Source organism: Acrocarpospora phusangensis (assembly GCF_016862995.1).
Taxonomy (GTDB): domain Bacteria; phylum Actinomycetota; class Actinomycetes; order Streptosporangiales; family Streptosporangiaceae; genus Acrocarpospora; species Acrocarpospora phusangensis.
In genome coordinates this window covers 1-16,202 of sequence record NZ_BOOA01000069.1, presented here as the reverse complement: position 1 = coordinate 16,202, position 16,202 = coordinate 1, and the positions used below count along the sequence as shown (strand labels likewise).

Annotated in this window: 13 protein-coding genes; 3 read left to right on the top strand and 10 right to left on the bottom strand. The window is 71.7% G+C overall.

Features of this window, described 5'->3' with window-relative positions:
- The first annotated feature begins 53 nt into the window (after positions 1–53).
- On the top strand, positions 54–1,769 hold the full coding sequence (locus tag Aph01nite_RS31300) for a S8 family serine peptidase (protein ID WP_204044641.1): 1,716 nt from the start codon (positions 54–56) through the stop codon (positions 1,767–1,769).
- 65 nt (positions 1,770–1,834) lie between these two features.
- Here Aph01nite_RS31300 and Aph01nite_RS31295 read toward each other — a convergent pair whose 3' ends face one another.
- The 4 genes from Aph01nite_RS31295 to Aph01nite_RS31280 all read right to left on the bottom strand — a co-directional run bounded on the left by Aph01nite_RS31295 (position 1,835) and on the right by Aph01nite_RS31280 (position 7,503).
- Positions 1,835–3,109 carry a CHAP domain-containing protein gene (locus Aph01nite_RS31295; protein ID WP_204044640.1) on the bottom strand — a complete coding sequence of 425 codons (1,275 nt, stop codon included), beginning with the start codon at positions 3,107–3,109 and terminating at the stop codon, positions 1,835–1,837.
- A 147-nt stretch (positions 3,110–3,256) separates the two neighbouring features.
- Complete coding sequence (locus Aph01nite_RS31290) at positions 3,257–4,489, bottom strand: polysialyltransferase family glycosyltransferase (protein ID WP_204044639.1); 1,233 nt, start codon at positions 4,487–4,489, stop codon at positions 3,257–3,259.
- Positions 4,486–5,409: a glycosyltransferase family 2 protein gene (locus Aph01nite_RS31285; protein WP_204044638.1), complete on the bottom strand. Its 924-nt coding sequence runs from the start codon at positions 5,407–5,409 to the stop codon at positions 4,486–4,488. Before Aph01nite_RS31285 ends, Aph01nite_RS31290 begins: the two co-directional genes overlap by 4 nt.
- Before the next feature lie 36 nt (positions 5,410–5,445).
- Entirely contained in the window at positions 5,446–7,503 is a 2,058-nt protein-coding gene (locus tag Aph01nite_RS31280; RefSeq protein ID WP_275419317.1) for an N-acetylneuraminate synthase family protein, read from the bottom strand.
- Positions 7,504–8,147: 644 nt separating this feature from the next.
- Here Aph01nite_RS31280 and Aph01nite_RS31275 point away from each other — a divergent pair.
- Entirely contained in the window at positions 8,148–9,074 is a 927-nt protein-coding gene (locus Aph01nite_RS31275) for an alpha/beta hydrolase (RefSeq protein WP_204044636.1), read from the top strand.
- Here the strand turns inward: Aph01nite_RS31275 and Aph01nite_RS31270 are convergent.
- Genes Aph01nite_RS31270 through Aph01nite_RS31255 form a run of 4 tightly spaced genes read right to left on the bottom strand, consistent with a single transcriptional unit; the run spans position 9,071 to position 12,676 of the window.
- On the bottom strand, positions 9,071–10,186 hold the full coding sequence (locus Aph01nite_RS31270; RefSeq protein ID WP_204044635.1) for an LLM class flavin-dependent oxidoreductase: 1,116 nt from the start codon (positions 10,184–10,186) through the stop codon (positions 9,071–9,073). The two genes, Aph01nite_RS31275 and Aph01nite_RS31270, sit on opposite strands and share 4 nt — an antisense overlap.
- Positions 10,183–11,160 (bottom strand): ABC transporter substrate-binding protein, encoded by a 978-nt coding sequence (locus tag Aph01nite_RS31265; RefSeq protein ID WP_204044634.1) that lies wholly within the window; start codon positions 11,158–11,160, stop codon positions 10,183–10,185. Before Aph01nite_RS31265 ends, Aph01nite_RS31270 begins: the two co-directional genes overlap by 4 nt.
- A complete protein-coding gene (locus Aph01nite_RS31260; protein ID WP_204044633.1) occupies positions 11,157–11,876 on the bottom strand; it encodes an ABC transporter ATP-binding protein in 720 nt (239 codons plus the stop codon). Before Aph01nite_RS31260 ends, Aph01nite_RS31265 begins: the two co-directional genes overlap by 4 nt.
- Entirely contained in the window at positions 11,852–12,676 is an 825-nt protein-coding gene (locus Aph01nite_RS31255) for an ABC transporter permease (protein WP_239162120.1), read from the bottom strand. Before Aph01nite_RS31255 ends, Aph01nite_RS31260 begins: the two co-directional genes overlap by 25 nt.
- A 119-nt stretch (positions 12,677–12,795) precedes the next feature.
- Here Aph01nite_RS31255 and Aph01nite_RS31250 point away from each other — a divergent pair, with 119 nt between their 5' ends.
- Entirely contained in the window at positions 12,796–13,584 is a 789-nt protein-coding gene (locus Aph01nite_RS31250) for a DUF998 domain-containing protein (protein WP_204044631.1), read from the top strand.
- A gap of 31 nt (positions 13,585–13,615) precedes the next feature.
- Here Aph01nite_RS31250 and Aph01nite_RS31245 read toward each other — a convergent pair whose 3' ends face one another.
- Positions 13,616–15,223, bottom strand: a complete 1,608-nt coding sequence (locus tag Aph01nite_RS31245) for a condensation domain-containing protein (RefSeq protein WP_204044630.1) — start codon at positions 15,221–15,223, stop codon at positions 13,616–13,618.
- On the bottom strand, positions 15,220–16,143 hold the full coding sequence (locus Aph01nite_RS31240; RefSeq protein ID WP_275419316.1) for a phosphopantetheine-binding protein: 924 nt from the start codon (positions 16,141–16,143) through the stop codon (positions 15,220–15,222). Before Aph01nite_RS31240 ends, Aph01nite_RS31245 begins: the two co-directional genes overlap by 4 nt.
- Positions 16,144–16,202: the final 59 nt, after the last annotated feature.

The window sequence follows — 16,202 nt, the reverse complement described above, 5'->3', positions numbered from 1 at the left end:
ATGTGTCCTGATCTGTTTGCCTGTGTTCTCTACTGCCCACAGGGAGGTGGCAGTTGAAACGTCTCATCGCCATTGCCGGAGCGGTTTCGTTAGCCGCGGCGGCACTGACGGCGCCGGTCCAGGCGGCATCCGGGTCCGCGGCGCCCGCGACCAGCAAGGAGTACGTCGTCCTCTACAAGGAGGGCGCCAGCGCGGCCGATGCCCAGAAGGCGATCCAGGCGGCCGGCGGCTCCATCGTGAAGGTCAACACGGCGGTCGGGCTGGCCACGGTCAGCACCGAGAACGCCGGCTTCGCCGACGCGGTCCGGAGCAGTCCGGCCATCGAGGGCGTGGCCGCCAACCGGGTCATCGGCACCGCGCCGGACACCGCCAGGGTCCGCGCGGACGTGCGCAAGGCCATCGAGGCCAAGGCCATCGAGAAGGAGGGCCGCGGCCACGGCAAGTTCGCCAAGTGGAACCGCAGGCCGTCCGAGGAGCCGCTCGACGACCTGCAGTGGGACCTCGACCTGATGAAGGCCAACGAGGCCCACAAGTACGAGCAGGGTGACAAGCGCGTGCTCGTCGGCGTGCTCGACACCGGCGTGGACGGCACGCACCCCGACATCGCCCCCAACTTCAGCAACGCGCTGAGCCGCAACTTCACCGTGGACATCCCGGCGGACGCCAACGGCGACCCGATCGACGGGCCGTGCGCGGACGAGCCCGACGGCTCCTGCAACGACCCGGCGAACGTGGACGAGGACGGGCACGGCACGCACGTGGCCTCCTCCATCGCCTCGCCGCTGAACAAGCTGGGCGTGGCGGGCGTGGCCCCCAAGGTGACCATCGTCAACATCCGGGCCGGCCAGGACTCCGGTTACTTCTTCCTGCAGCCCTCGGTGGACGCGCTCACCTACGCCGGCGACATCGGCGTCGACGTGGTCAACATGAGCTACTACATCGACCCGTGGCTGTTCAACTGCGCCGACAACCCGGCCGACTCGCCGGCCGACCGGGCGGAGCAGGTCACCATCATCAAGGCCACCCAGCGGGCGCTCGACTACGCGCACCGCAGGGGCGTGACCCTGGTCGCGGCGGCCGGCAACGGCGCCACCGACTACACCAAGACGCTGATCGACGCCTCCTCGCCGGACTTCGCCAGCGAGCCGGGCGAGGCGCCGCGCAGCCGGACCATCCCGCCGAGCTGCGTGTCCATGCCGAGCGAGGGCAACCACGTGGTCTCGGTCTCCTCCACCGGCATCAGCACCCGCAAGTCGTACTACTCCGACTACGGCAACGGTTACGTCGACGTGGCCGCTCCGGGCGGGGACGTCTACGACACGCCGGGCAACACGCGGGACATCACCAAGGCGACGCTCTCGGCGTACCCCGAGTCGCTGGCGCGGGCCAACGGTGAGATCGACGCCGACGGGAACCCGACGGTCGAGTACGTGGTGAAGGACTGCAGGGGCTCCGTCTGCGCGTACTACCAGTACCTGCAGGGAACCTCGATGGCCTCGCCGCGCGCGGCCGGGGTGGCGGCGCTGATCGTCAGCAAGTACGGCCGCAACGGCCGGGGCGGCTTCGGCATGGACCCCGACGACGTGGAGCGCGTGCTCAAGCAGACCGCGACCGACACGGCGTGCCCGCCGGGCGGCAGCTACACCTACACCCGTCACCTGCCGAGCGGCACCACCGTGACCGCGACGCACGTGTGTGAGGGCGGCAGGAGCAACAACGGCTTCTACGGCCAGGGCATCGTGAACGCCCTGCGCGCCGTGGGCCGCTAGCGAGGAACCAGATCAGGCAGGCCCGTCCCCGACCGGGACGGGCCTGCCGTCTGTTCAGCTGTGGTCTAGAAGAATCCGGTGAAGCCGGTGGCGCGGCCGGTCGAGGTCACGCCGCCGAAGGAGTGGCGCACGCCGGTCCTGGTGATGATCGTGTAGCCGGTCGGGGTGTGCGTGACGTCGGCCGCCTCCGCCGAGCCCGCGGGCAGGTCGCCGAGGTGTTCCGCGTCGCCGAAGGCGTACACGTGGCCGGTCTTGTCCAGGATCAGGTAGCCCTTGCCGGACGGGGTGGGGGACATGGCGACGACGGCGTGGTCGAAGGTGGTGGCGTTGCCGTACCAGGGGGCGGTGCCGTGGACCTGGCCCGCCGAGGTGAGCAGCCAGTAGCCGTCCGCGGTGGCCGCGATGTCGACGAAGCCGCCGGAGTATCCCTCGGGGGCGGCCACGGGTTTCCGGCCCGGCGCGTGGACGTGGCCGGTGGCGTCGACGGCCAGCGGGCCCTTCCCGGTCGCGGTGATGGCGGTGACCTCGCCCTCGATCGCGGGGTACGGCTTCGCGTCGCCGTACGCGAAGATCTGCCCGGTGGAGGCGGCCAGCCAGTAGCCGCGGCCGGTCGGCGTGCCGGCGGCGTCGACGACGCGGCCGGTCAGGCCGGCGGGCGGGCGGTGCGGCAGCGGACCGCCGAAGGCCTGGCCGGTGGAGGTCACCGAGAGCAGGCTCGCGCCGACGGCGTGCACGCCGCCGCCGTTGACGAGCGGCGCGTAGCCGGGCGTGCCGCCGCCGTAGGACAGGATGCCGATGTTCTCGGGGGAGCGGACGACGCCGGCGACGCTGTAGCCGGACCAGAAGCTGTCCAGGACGCCGCCGTGCCAGCGCATCGGGTTCCGGACGACCTTGGAGTTCTGGCCGACGGTCATCACGCTGCGGGTGCCGTCCCGGTTCTGGGTGATCGACTCGACGATCACGACGTGCCCGGCCTGCCCGGTGCGGTTCATGACGATCATGTCGCCGGGCACGATGTCGGTCACGGCGCCGTTGGGCTGGGGCGTCATGCGCAGCGCCGCCGCCTTGGTGAAGATGTGGGAGGCGACGCCGACCCCGGCGAAGATGCCCTTGTGCCAGCCGCGCCGCTGGTAGAAGCGCTGCGCCAGCTCCACGCACTGCCACCAGTTGGACGAGACGCCGCCCACGTGCGGCTGGCCGTCGCAGGTGCGCGCGGTGCTCTTGCCGCAGATGGGCACCCCGCCCCCCGCGAACCAGGCGCTCCCGGCCATCCGGAGCGGTGCTCCCGCCGCCGCGTCCGCGGGGCCGCCCAGCAGGCCCAGGCACATTCCCGCGGTCATTCCGGCAGTGATTGTCTTCCGCAAGGTTCGTCCTTCCGTCACGAATGCCATGCGGAAGCCTGCCGATAAAGCTGAAGAATGGCTGCTTTAATACCCTTTAGGTATGTGTCTCAGTTAATTCGGTCCGGACGTAAATTGTGTCAACTGTCATCGGCCGCGGATGAGCGAACGCAGCCGCGACCGGGACTGGGGCTGGATGGGGAGGTCCAGGGACTCCAGGCGGCGGCGCTTGAAATACCGGATCGGCCCGTTCGCCTCCAGGTACGCCTGGGCGGTCGCGCGCAGGCCGGGGTGGGCGGCGGGCTGCATGCAGTACGCGACCGAGTTGATCAGGCCGGGCAGGTCCACCGGGGACGGTTCGGTGAGCGAGCCGTCCTCGTTCAGGCGCGGCAGGGTGGCGTCCGCGATCGTCACCGGGATCCGGTTGCTGTTCTCGTACGGGGCCAGGCGCTCCAGCAGCAGTTCGGTGCCCATGGTGGCCACCGGCAGGCCGTACAGCAGGCGGGCCGTGGTCAGCGCCGTGGAGAAGCAGCTGACCACGAGCTTGGGGCGGGCCGCCGCGAACAGGGCCTCGGCCGGGGTGCCCTCGGCGGGGAAGACGAGGCGGGCGCCCAGGTCGGCGGCCAGGCGGCGCAGCTCCCTGCCCTGCCGGTGCCGGGCGGCCGGATGCGGCTGGAAGATCACCTCACGGTGGCCCCGGGCGACCACCGCGCGCAGCATCCCCGCGTGCAGGTGGTTCTCCTCGTCCTCGGAGAGGATGCCCAGCGACGACAGGTACTGGCCGAGGATGACGGCCTCACCGTAGACCGGCGGCGACTCGATCCTCGGGAAGTACTCGGCGGGCACGGTCTGGGCGGGCACGCCGTACTCGCTGAGCAGCAGCGGGGCCACCCCCGGGACCAGGCCGAGGTGGAGCAGGCGCGTCACCCGGGAGGAGATCTCGCCGGGCAGCACGTCCCTGGTCGGGCTGTGCGCCATCAGGCCGTCGGAGTAGACCGTGATCGGGCAGTCCTTGAACAGGCCCGGCAGGCTGCGCGCCGGCGGCACGATCACCGACTCCAGCACCAGCTCGCGCAGATCCGTGATGCCGAGCCGGGACAGCAGCAGCCGGCCCAGCATCGGGACCTCGATCGCGCGGGCCCGCCACTCCGACGGGTGCAGCGGCGCGATGATCTCGTTCCACGAGTGCACCTCGTCGAAGCGGTCCCGCAGCGACGCGAACGCGGGCGTCTCGTCCAGGCCGAGGGCGATCTCGGGGATGTCCGCGTTGTTGGTCACGATCAGCACCCGTCGGCCGGACGGGCCGAACGCGCCCGAGTCGATCGCGGCGGTGAGCGTCATCACGCCGAACAGGCGGGAGGCGTGGAAGACCGTCGTCATGAGAGCCTCAGCAGAGCGCGGCGATCGGGATCGAGGGCGTCGAGTGCGTCGGCCACCAGGTCGGCGGGGAGCCGGGCCAGCGTCGCCGCGCCGCGCTCCTCGAAACGCGCCGCGGTCTCCGGCGTGAGCCGGTCCCGCATCTCCAGGTGGTTGGCGAGCAGCGCGCAGAAGGTGCGGACCGCTTTCGGCCGGTACGGCTCCTCCGCCTCGGCCAGCACCAGGTCGAAGGCGTCGAAGAAGTGCAGCTGCCGCTCGTCGCCGATCCTGGTCAGCGACTGCGGCAGGCCGCGCCGGTAGAACACGCCGGACAGCGACACCACCGCGAACGACTTGGCCCGCTGGTGCAGCCGCCAGATCCAGGGGCGGTCCTCGGCGGTGTGCAGGCCCTCGGGAAAGGCCAGCAGGTCGCCGAGCTCGCGCCGGTAGACGCCCGCCCACGCGTACGGATAGTCGACCATCGTCTTGGCGCCGGTCGGCAGGATCGCGTCCCTCGGGTCGAGGACCACGTCCCTGCGGGCCTCCGGCGCCCGGTGCGGCTCCCGCTTGCGGCCGTCCGACTGCACGTGGTCGACCCGGACGAAGTCGCAGCCGAGGCCGTCGATCGCGGCCACCAGGGAGACCAGATAGCCCCGGCCGATCCAGTCGTCGCCGTCCAGGAACGTCACATACCTGCCGGAGGCCAGGCGCAGGCCCGCGTTCCTGGCGCTGGCCAGCCCGGCCGCCTCGGAGTGCCTGATCACGTGCAGGGCCGGCAGCTCGTCGCGGAACTCGGCGACGATCTCCCCGGTCGCGTCCGCGGAGCCGTCGTCGATGACGATCACCTCGAAGTCCGCGCGCGCGTTGCGCGCCAGCGAGGTCAGGGCGTCCGCGATGTACGGCTCGCCGTCCCGTACCGGCACGATGACCGACAGCGTGATCAAGATCCTCCTCCGAGGGGCCGAGGGGGCCGGAACAGGTCAGACCGTGACGCGGCGCAGGCGGGCCCGGGGGGCCTCCTCGCCGGGGAAGACCCGCTTCACGCCGTCGCCCAGCGCGGACTCGATGATCCGGATGTCCCGGACCAGGTGCTCCAGGCCGCTCGGCTCCAGCGAGGCCGCGTGGTCGGAGCCCCACATCGTGCGGTCCAGGGTGATGTGCCGCTCCACCGTGACCGCGCCCAGGGTGACCGCCGCCAGCGAGATCTGCAGGCCGCGCTCGTGGCCGGAGTAGCCGACGGGCACGCCGTACCGGTCCTGGAGGGTGACGATGGTGCGGAGGTTGGCCTCCTCCGGCGGCAGCGGGTAGGTCGAGGTGGCGTGCATCAGCACCAGCTTCGAGGTGCCGAGGATGTCGACCGCCTTGTCGATCTCCTCCAGCGTGGACATGCCGGTGGACAGGATGATCGGCTTGCCGGTGGCGGCCAGCGCGCGGAGCAGCTCGTGGTCGGTCACCGAGGCCGAGGCCACCTTGTGGGTGACCACGTTCATCTCCTCGAGGAACTCCACCGAGGGCACGTCCCACGGGGAGGCGAACCAGTCGATGCCGCGCTCTTCGCAGTACTTGGCGATCTGGGTGTACTCGTCACGCCCGAACTCGGTGCGGATCTTGTACTCCAGGTAGGTCATCTCGCCCCACGGCGTCTGCCGCATCTGGCCGCGCTGCTCCGGCGGCACGCAGATCTCCGGGGTGCGCTTCTGGAACTTGACCGCCTGGCAGCCGGCCTCCACCGCCACGTCGATCAGGCGGCGGGCGATGTCCACGTCGCCGTTGTGGTTGATGCCGATCTCGCCGATCACGTACACCGGGTTGCCGGGGCCGAGCAGGGCGTCGCCGATCCGTACGCTCGGGGCCTGGGCCGGGCGGGGGCGGAAGGTGAGCGGGCTCAGCGGCGGCTGCTGCGTCTCCGCCAGCGGCGGGCGGGCGGCCAGCACCCGGTCGCAGAGCTCGCGGACCGCGCCCGCGCCGCCCGCGTGGGTGAGCACGACCCGGGCGGCGGCCCGGACCCGCGGGTGCGCGTCCGGCACCGCCACCGGCCAGCCCACGAGCTGCATGCACCCCAGGTCGTTGAGGTCGTTGCCCACGTAGGCCACCCGCGCCGGGTCCAGGCCCTCGATGGCCAGCCAGTCCCGCAGCGCCGTCTGCTTGGTGTTCAGTCCCTGCAGCACCGGCACGCCCAGCTTGCGCGCCCGCGCCGCCACGACCGGGTTCTGCTCGGTGGACAGCACCAGCAGCTTGACGCCGGACCGCTTCAGCAGGGCGACGCCCATGCCGTCGGAGCGGCTAACCGCGACCATCTCGCGGCCCTCGGAGTCCACGTACGCCCGGTCGTCGGTGTGCACGCCGTCGAAGTCGGTGATGACCGCGTCCACGTCGATGGGCTGCGGCTCGTCCACGAAGGGGGCCAGCGCCCTGACGATCTCCAGGTCCTCCACGGTGTCCACCTCGACCGCGTGCCGGGCCGGGACCGGCTGCACGGCCACGGTGCCGAAGAAGCGGTGCCCGCCCTCGCGCAGGCCGGCGGTGCGCATCACGTAGAAGGCGCCGGTCTCCCGGAAGTGCGGCTCGCGGTCCTGGCGGCGTGGCCGGTGCGCGGGGTCGTGGTTGATGCCGCCGCCGTTCACGTTCCAGACGAACTCGTAGGTCTCCAGGCCGGAGAAGACCACGTCGGCCTCCCCGTCGAGGACCTTGGCGATGGCCGCGTCCAAGTCCTGGGGGTCGATGAAGGCGCTGGTGCACTGGACCAGGACCACGATCTCGGGCTCCTCGCCGAGCGCGTCCAGCACGTGCAGGACGGCCGACTCGCTGGAGGCCGTGCCGCCGCTCAGGTCCGCCGGCCTGGGCACCACCCGCGCGCCCGCCGACTCGGCGGCGTCCGCGATGCCCGCGTGGTCGGTGCTGACCACCACGGTGTCCACCAGTTCCGCGCGCACGCACGCCGTCACTGCCCGGGACACCAACGGCATCCCGCCAACCCGCTCCAGGTTCTTCAGCGGAACCCCCACCGAACCCCCACGGGCCGGAATTACGGCAAGCACACGCACGAGACACTCCTCTTACCTGCGACAACACACCCCGAGCCCGGGGGTGCATGGAAACCTAGCCATGGGGGTGACCGGCAAGGGGATGAGTAGCTGAACAGCCAAGGGCGCGCATCTGAACTTTGAGTGTTGCGGGTTTCGTAAGCCGGACCACTCCCGCGCGCATCTGGCGGTGAAGTGGTCCTGTCTGCCCGCGGGCCCGATGGATTCAATGGGAATCGAGCGAGGATCATGCGATTCCGATCAGAAAAGAATTGAGCGGGCTGCTCACGCCGTCCCGCTCCGCTGGTCGCCCGTCCGGAGAATGCCCCCGTGTCGTCCGGACAGGCCGCCCCCGACGGTCCCTTCACAGCCCTGTCGGGGGCTCTCCGACCCTCGCCAGAGGGGATGCAGGCCCGCCGGGCTCAGCCGGCGGGCCTGTCGCCTCTCCCGCCCGGCGATGAAAGTTTCATCGGGTTCCAGACGGGCTTAGTTTGTTTAATTGACATACATAAGACTGCGTGTTTAGCGTGGAGGCGGTTGGTTCGGTCCGAGCCCGTTTCGGCCCGAAGGGACCTGGGAGCGCCATCTCCACCGGGCGGGGCACACCATGTGACCCCGCCCGGTGGCCCTTTTCCTGCTATTTCCGATAAGAGTCATCAGTGCGACGGATATTGGGTGTTTTCGCGCTTCTGCTGGTGACGGGATGCGCGGCGGGCGAGGCGATCCCGGCCTCGGAGAAAGCCCCGGAGAAACCGGTGGCGAAGGTCGTCGGGCGGGAGGCCGCCGGCGGGCGCGTGGATGAGATCACCATCTGGTCGCCCGCGCTCGGCCGGGAGGGCTCGGTCTGGGTGCTCAGACCGGAGGGCTGGACGGAGGGCTCCACCGGCTGGCCGGCGCTCTACCTGCTGCACGGCTGCTGCGTCGGCCGGGGCGACGCCTGGCTCATCTCGGGCGAGGCCGACCGCATCACCGCGAAGGCCAAGGCCGTTGTCATCGTCCCCGAGGCGGGCACCATGGGCTGGTACGCCGACTGGGTGAAAGGCCCCGCCTGGGAGACCTTCCACATGACCGAGGTCCGCGACCTGCTCGAACCCCTGTACGGCATCGGCGACAGGCGGGCCGTCGCCGGCCTGTCCATGGGCGGCCACGGCGCGATGGGCTACGCGGCCAGGCACCCCGGCGTCTTCCAGGCGGCGGCCTCCTTCTCCGGCGTGCTCGACATCCGGTCCGATCCGCCCGCCTTCAGCGACTTCCTGCGCGGCGAGGGCGTCGAACCCGACGAGATCTGGGGACCCTACCCGGGCCGGGAGGCCAACTGGAAGGCGCACAACCCCACCGACCTGGTCGCCGGGCTGAAGGGCCTGCGCCTCTACATCTCCTCCGGCAACGGGGAGCCTGGGCCCCTGGACCTGGGCAGGCCCAGGGACGCGGGCGAAGCCGCCATCCTCGTCGAGAACCGGAACTTCGCGGCCGCCGCCGAGAAGGCCGGCGTGGAGGTCACGACCGACTTCTACGGCGACGGCACGCACCGCTGGCCGTACTGGAGCAGAGCACTCGAACGCGCCCTTCCCGTTCTGCTCGGCTAGGCGGCCTTCGGCAGCACCCCGCGGCGGCGCAACTCGGGCAGCACGCCCTCGCCGAACCAGTACGCCTCCTCCAGGTGCGGGTAGCCGGACAGCACGAACTCCTCGATGCCGAGCGCCGCGTACTCCTCGACCAGGTCCGCCACCTCGGCGTGGCTGCCCACCAGGGCGGTGCCCGCGCCGCCGCGTACCAGGCCGACGCCGGCCCACAGCCCGGGATGGACCTCCAGGTCGCGGGCCTTCCCGCCCTGGAAGCCCGCGTGCAGGGCGAGCATGCGCTGCTGCCCCACCGAGGCGCTCCGGCTGAGCAGCTTCCTGGCCTTGGCGATGTCGTCGGGCGGGATGCGGTCCAGCAGGCGGCCCGCCTCGTCCCACGCCTCCGCCGAGCTGTCCCGCGTGATCGCGTGCAGCCGGATGCCGAACCGCAGCGTACGGCCCCGCTCGGCGGCCAGCCGCCGGACCCACGCGATCTTCTCGGCCACCGCGGCCGGCGGCTCGCCCCAGGTCAGGTAGACGTCCACGTGCCTCGCGGCGACCGTGCCCGCAGCCGCGGACGACCCGCCGAAATACAGCTCGGGCAGCGGGTCCGGCCGCTCGGCCACCCGGGCGTCCTCGACGTCGTAGTAGGCGCCGGTGAAGTCGTACCCGCCCTGCCAGGCGCCCTTGACGATGGAGAGGAACTCGTCGGTCCTGGCGTAGCGCTCGTCCTTGCCGAGGTGGTCGCCGAAGCGGCGCTGCTCCGCGTCCTCGCCGCCGGTGACGATGTTGAGCAGCAGCCTGCCGCCGGACACACGCTGGTACGTCGCCGCCATCTGCGCGGCCAGCGTCGGGGAGAGCAGCCCCGGCCGGAACGCGACCAGGAACTTGAGCTTCTTCGTCACCTGGGTGAGGGCCGCGGTGACCAGCCAGGCGTCCTCGCAGTAGGTGCCGGTCGGGGTGAGCACCGCCTCGAAGCCCAGCTGCTCGGCCGAGCGGGCGATCTGCCCCAGGTAGTCGATCGACGGCGGCCGGTAGACGGCGCGGCCGTGCTCGCGGGCCAGGCCGTGCCCGCCGCCCACGATCGAGCGGCCGTCGCCGGTGGTCGGGAGGAACCAGTGGAACCTGAGCGCACTCACTGGGCCCCCACCACGTCGTTGAACCGCTGGTCGACGAAGTCGGCGAACTTCAGGCTGCCCGGGATGAGACCCTCCGCGCTGAACGCGTCGGCCATCTCCTGCTCCGAGCTCACCACGGCGTCGTCGATCACGATCGGGGTGGCCACCGCGTTGGCCACGGCCGCGTCGGCCACCTCCTGCGGCAGGCCGGTCTCCTGCGCCCACACCTTCGCCCACTCGTCCTTGTGGTTCACCGACCAGGCCCGCGCCTTGGCCAGCCGGGTCAGGAAGTCGCGCAGCGCCGCCTCCTTGCCCGCCACCGCCGACGGCGCGGCCACCTGGAAGTTGAGGCCGTTCACGTAGCCCTCGCCGGTCACGAGCAGCCGGGCCTTGTGCTGGATGGAGGCCTGAGACGTGAACGGGTCCCAGATCGCCCACGCGTCCACCGTGCCGCCGGAGAACGCGGCCAGCGCGTCGGCGGGCTGCAGGTACTGCGGCTGGATGTCCGCGAACGACAGCCCCTCCTTCTTCAGCACCGACAGCAGGTGGTAGTGCGCGGAGCTGCCCTTGGCCACCGCGACCTTCTTGCCCTTGAGCTGGGCGGGCGACGCGATCGCCGAGGCGTCCGGCACCACGATCGCGGCCGCCGCCAGATTCTGCCGGTACGCGGCGACGATCTTGATCTTGGATCCCGCCGCGGCGGCGAACACCGGCGGGGTGTTGCCGACGCCGCCCACGTCCACCGCGCCCGCGTTGACGGCCTCCAGCAGCGGCGGCCCCGACGTGAACTGGGACCAGGTGATGTCGTAGCCGGTGCCCTCCAGCAGGCCGGCGGCCTTCAGGAGCGCCTGCGAGCCGGCCTTCTGGTCGCCGACCCGGAGGGTGATCTTCCCGGGCTCGGCGGCGGTCGTGGGGGTGTCCTCGGCGGCGCAGGCCGTACCGGCCGCGGCGGTGAGGAGGAGGACGGCGAGGAGCCGGCGGGCGGTGCTGATCATGATCGTCCTTCGGGGGAGACGCCGAGCGCGGTCAGCAGGTCGGCGCGGAGCGTGATGAGCTCGGGGTTGTCGCGGTGCCGGGGGCGGGGGGCGGTCACGGCGGAGTCGTGGGCGATGCGGCCCTCGTCCAGCACGAGCACCCGGTCGGCCAGCAGCAGGGCCTCGTCCACGTCGTGCGTGACGAGCAGCACGGCCGGCCGGTGGCGGGCCCACAGCTCCAGCACGAGCTGGTGCACGGAGATCCGGGTGAGCGCGTCCAGGGCGCTGAACGGCTCGTCGAGCAGCAGCAGGTCCGGCTCCCTGACCAGGGCCCTGGCCAGGCTGGCGCGCTGCGCCTCGCCGCCGGAGAGGGTGAGCGGCCAGGCCTGCTCCCGCTCGGTCAGGCCGACCTCGGCCAGCGCCTCGCGGGCGCGCTCCACGGGCGCGTCCAGGCCGAGGGTGATGTTGCCGAGCACCCGCTTCCACGGCACCAGCCGGGGCTCCTGGAACGCCACCGCGACCGAGCCGGTCACCGCCAGCTCCCCGCTCACCTCCCGGTCCAGCCCCGCCAGGGCGCGCAGCAGCGTGGACTTGCCCGAGCCGCTGCGGCCCAGCAGCGCGATGAACTCGCCCGAGCCGATCTCCAGATCGAGCGACTCCAGCACGACCCGCTCCCCGAAAGCCTTGGTCAGGCCCCGTACGGACGCCACCGTCACCCCAGGAAGCCGCGCCGCCATGACAGGGCCCTCCTCTCCAGCAGCCGGACGAGGGCGTCGGTGAGCAGGCCGAGCGCGCTGTACACCAGCAGCCCGACCACGATCACGTCGGTGCGCAGGAACTCCCGCGCGTCGTTGATCATGTATCCGAGGCCGGCGGTGGCGTTGACCTGCTCGGCCACGATGAGCGCCAGCCAGGCCACGCCCAGGCTCTGCCGCAGCCCCACCAGCGTCTGGGGGAGCGCGCCGGGCAGCACGATGTGCCGGATCAGCGCGGCCCTGCCCAGTTTCAGGGTGTGGGCCACCTCGGCGAGCTTGCCGTCCACGCCGCGGACGCCGGCGAAGGTGTTCAGGTAGAGCGGGAAGGAGACCGCCAGCGCGACCAGCAGGACCTTCGGGGTCTCGCCGATGCCGAACCAGAGGATGAACAGCGGGATCAGGCCGAAGAACGGGAGCGCGCGCAGCATCTGCATGATCGGGTCGACGGCGTTCTCGCCCGGGCGGCTCAGGCCGGCGACCAGGGCCAGCAGGATGCCGGCCGCCGCGCCGGCCCCGAAGCCGAGCAGGACCCGCTGGAGGGAGACGCCGACCGCGGTCGGGAGCACGCCCGACTGGACGAGGTCGGCGGCGGTGGCGGCGATGGTGGCGGGGGCGGCGAGCAGTCGCGGCGGGAGTAAGCCCGTGCTGCTGGCGAGCTGCCAGATCGCGATGACCGCGATGGGGCTGAGCCAGCGTTGCCAGGCTTTTCCGCGGGTCCGTGACGGCTGGGGGCGGGAACGGGGTCGGACCTCGGCCGGAGCCTCCAGTTCGATGACGGACATAGGCATACCTCGCAAAGCTGGGCGCGTCGTCTATTCAGGGTTACCGATATTTCCTACCAAGTCAATCGGTATGTCAATGTGGGTTGACGCGGCTGGGGTGTCAACCTACATTGACACGCATGGGTATCGAATCGGGCACCATCGCACCGCCCGCCGGAGGCGGGCCACCCCCATCGGGTAACCAGCACACGTCCATGACCAGGCGGTTTCTGGCCGGCGGCGTCATCGCAGGGCCGCTGTTCGTCGCAACGTTCCTGATCGAGGGCGCCACCCGCGCCCACTACGACCCCTTACGTCACCCGGTCAGCTCACTCGAGCTCGGCGACTTCGGCTGGATCCAGTCCGTCAACTTCGTCGTCGCGGGTCTGCTGACGCTGGGCTTCGCCATCGGCCTGCGCCGCGTGCTCCGGCCCGGCGGGACCCACTCCCCGGCATCGCTTCAGATATCGCGGCCGGTTCGGGGATCGACGCGCGGCTCGACCTGGGGGCCGCTGCTCATCGGGATCTGGGCAATCCACCTGATCTTCGCGGGCGTCTTCGTGACCGATCCGGTGAGCGGCTACCCTCCAGGCACTCCCGACCTGCTCACCGAGTTCGGCAGCGCGCACGCCGCCGTCCACGACCTCGTCTCCATCCCCGGCTTCCTCTCTCTCGCCGCGGCCCCCTTCGTGCTCAGCCGCCGTTTCGCCGCGTACGGCGCACGCGCCTGGTCCCGCTACTCGATACTCACCGGCATCGCCTTCGTGACCGCGTTCGTACTCGCCACCGTCGGCTTCAACCAGGTCGACGGCCTGGTCGACATCGCCGGTCTACTCCAGCGCGTCACCGCCGTCATCGGCTGGTGCTGGCTGACCCTCCTCGCCGCCCACCACCTCAGAACCCTCCGGAAACCCCGGACAGGCGCCTAGGCCGCGGTGCCGATCGGGTTCGGCGCCGGCTTCAGCGGCCGGAGCCTTCGGCCAGGCGGGCCTGGTCCTCCCAGCGTTCGCCTGGTCGCGGTGCGGTCGCGCACACGACGTAGTGATGCGGAGTCATGGCGGACATGCGCCCCGGCAAGGCGGCCAGACAGGCACGGTGCAAGTCCTCCGGGGTGCGATCCGCCTGGCCCACCGTGTACGCCACGAGCCGCCACCCCAGCTCCTCGTCGGGCACGGCCACGACCTCGGAGCCCGGCGGGAGGAGGTTGCGCACCTCGGCGAGGTCGGTCCAGCAGCCGTCCGATCTGACCCAGCCGGGACCGCGGGGAACCGGCTCGACGGCCAGATCGGCGAGGGGGACGTCACGGGTGCCCGCGTCGATCAGCAGGCGCGCCAGTCCCTCCCCGGCCGCCTGGGCATCTGGCCGCGGGAGCACACGCGGATCGGCCCACAGCGTGAAATCCAGCTCGCCTTCGAGGCGGTTGACCCAGAGCGACATCCGGGTCGGCAGGGTCGCCTCCGGCAGCCAGGTCGTGTGCACACCGGCGTCCGTACGCGCGACCCGGCCGCCCTGACCGGGCACGCTCATGTCGTTGAAGACGATATCCCTGGCGAAGAACACGCCGCGCTCCCGCTGCACGTCCGTCATGACGCGGATCAGCGCGTCCGCGTCGAACCTGCTGTTCTGGTACGCGGCGAGCGTGGCCGACCGCACCCCCCGCAGTACGGCGTCGAACGTGTCCGCCCCGATCTCGACGGGCACCAGGGCGTCCTGCGCCAGCGGCCCCACGTAGTCGCGCAACTCCGGGCGGAACCGGTTGGCCGAGATGGACAGGATCGGGACGGTGACCGCGCCCGCGCGCAGGCCGGTCACCGTGGCCAGGGCGGCGAGCACGGCCGCGGACGCGCTCACCCCCGTCCGTACGGTGATCCGGCGCAGTGCGGCGGCGGCCGCGACCGAGCGGACCCGCAGCCGGGGCAGCAGCCACTCGGTGTCGGTGTCGTCCACGGACACGGTCAGGGTCGAGCGGGGGATGCGGCGCAGGTGCGTCTCCCAGTAGCGCAGCGCGGCCTCGGCACGCCGACGGCTGGCCGTGCCGTTCTCCGCGGCGGCCACGTCGACCGGCTGGGGCGCGGTGACCGGGGGGAGCGGTTTGCCGAGGATCAGCGCGTCCCAGTCGGCGAGCAGCACGGCGAGGCCGATCGCGTCGACCGCGCTGTGCGTGGTGACCAGCACGACCTGGCTGGGCACGCCCCCGGAGGTGACCGCCGCGATCCGGAACGGCACCTCCGACACCAGTTCGAACCGTGCGCCCTGGAGTTCCCTCGCCAGCTCCTCGGCGGATTCCTCCGGGGTGGCGGAATCGCGTACCGGAACGGGCAGTTCGCCGGAGGCGAGCACGTGCTGGGTGTCTTCGCGGACGAGTGTGCGCAGGGACTCGTGCCGGGACAGGAGCAGACCCGCCGCCTCGGCCAGGCCCGTCAGGGTCGTCTCCGGGGGCAGCGGGCGTACCACGCGGTAGTTCATGTGTTCGGGCGGGTCGGTGCGCACGCAGCGGACCATGTTCGCCTGGCCCATCGTCAGGGGACCGGTGCGCTCCTGCGCCGCGTGGAAACGGGCGACGGTCAAGGTTGGCTCCTCACTGATCCGGCCAGCCGCGCCGCCTCCTCGTCGGAGAGCTCCTCCAGCTCCTCGACCAGCAGCGCTTCGACGGCCGCCGCGAGGGCGGCGACCGTGGCCCCGTCGAACATGGTGCGGATCGGCACGTCGATCCCGGTGATCGACCGGATCCGCGCGATGACCCGCGCCGCCAGCAGCGAATGCCCCCCGACGGCGAAGAAGTCGTCCAGCGCGCCCACCTCGGCGATCCCCAGCACCTCGCCGTACACCTCGGCCACCAGCTGCTCGGCATCCGTCCGCGGCGCCACACTCCCGCCCCCGGCCTCCATCTCCGGGTACGGCAACGCCCCCCGATCCACTTTCCCGTGCCTCGTCAGCGGCAACTCCGCCAGCCAAACCCACACCGAAGGCACCATGTACCCCGGCAACGCCTCCCCGGCGAACGCCGCCAGCTCCTCCCCGCTCACGCCTTCCGCGACCACATATCCGGCCAGCCGATCCCCGGCAGCCGCCACAGCCACCTGCCGCACCCTCGGATGCGCCAGCAGCCGCGCCTCCACCTCCCCCGGCTCCACCCGGAACCCGCGCACCTTCACCTGCTCATCGATCCGCCCCAGAAACTCCAGCCGCCCATCGCCCCGCCACCGCGCCCGATCCCCGGACCGATAAATCCGCGCCCCCTGCGCATCCACGACAAACCGCTCCGCGGTCAACTCCGGCCGCCCGAGATACCCCCGCACCACCCCGGCCCCACCGATACACAACTCACCCGGCGCCCCCGGCGGCACCCGCCCCCCGAAGCGGTCCAGCAACACCACCCGCGTCTCCCCAATCGGCCGCCCTATGGACGGCTTCGAGTCGCCGCCGAGAAACGCTGGGCTCGTGGAGCCGCCGACCTGGACTGGCTGCGCCTGCCCGGCGGGTGGCACGGACCCGCCCGGGAGATGTGGTGTTCCGGGCCGGTCCGCCGGATACGTGTTGGATTCTT

Excerpts from the sequence above, each read along its gene's own strand:
- Aph01nite_RS31295 (WP_204044640.1), bottom strand. The coding sequence starts at position 3,109 with ATGACCGCGGGAATGTGCCTGGGCCTGCTGGGCGGCCCCGCGGACGCG.
- Aph01nite_RS31290 (WP_204044639.1), bottom strand. The coding sequence starts at position 4,489 with ATGACGACGGTCTTCCACGCCTCCCGCCTGTTCGGCGTGATGACGCTC.
- Aph01nite_RS31265 (WP_204044634.1), bottom strand. The coding sequence starts at position 11,160 with ATGATCAGCACCGCCCGCCGGCTCCTCGCCGTCCTCCTCCTCACCGCC.
- Aph01nite_RS31260 (WP_204044633.1), bottom strand. The coding sequence starts at position 11,876 with ATGGCGGCGCGGCTTCCTGGGGTGACGGTGGCGTCCGTACGGGGCCTG.
- Aph01nite_RS31255 (WP_239162120.1), bottom strand. The coding sequence starts at position 12,676 with ATGTCCGTCATCGAACTGGAGGCTCCGGCCGAGGTCCGACCCCGTTCC.
- Aph01nite_RS31250 (WP_204044631.1), top strand. The coding sequence starts at position 12,796 with ATGGGTATCGAATCGGGCACCATCGCACCGCCCGCCGGAGGCGGGCCA.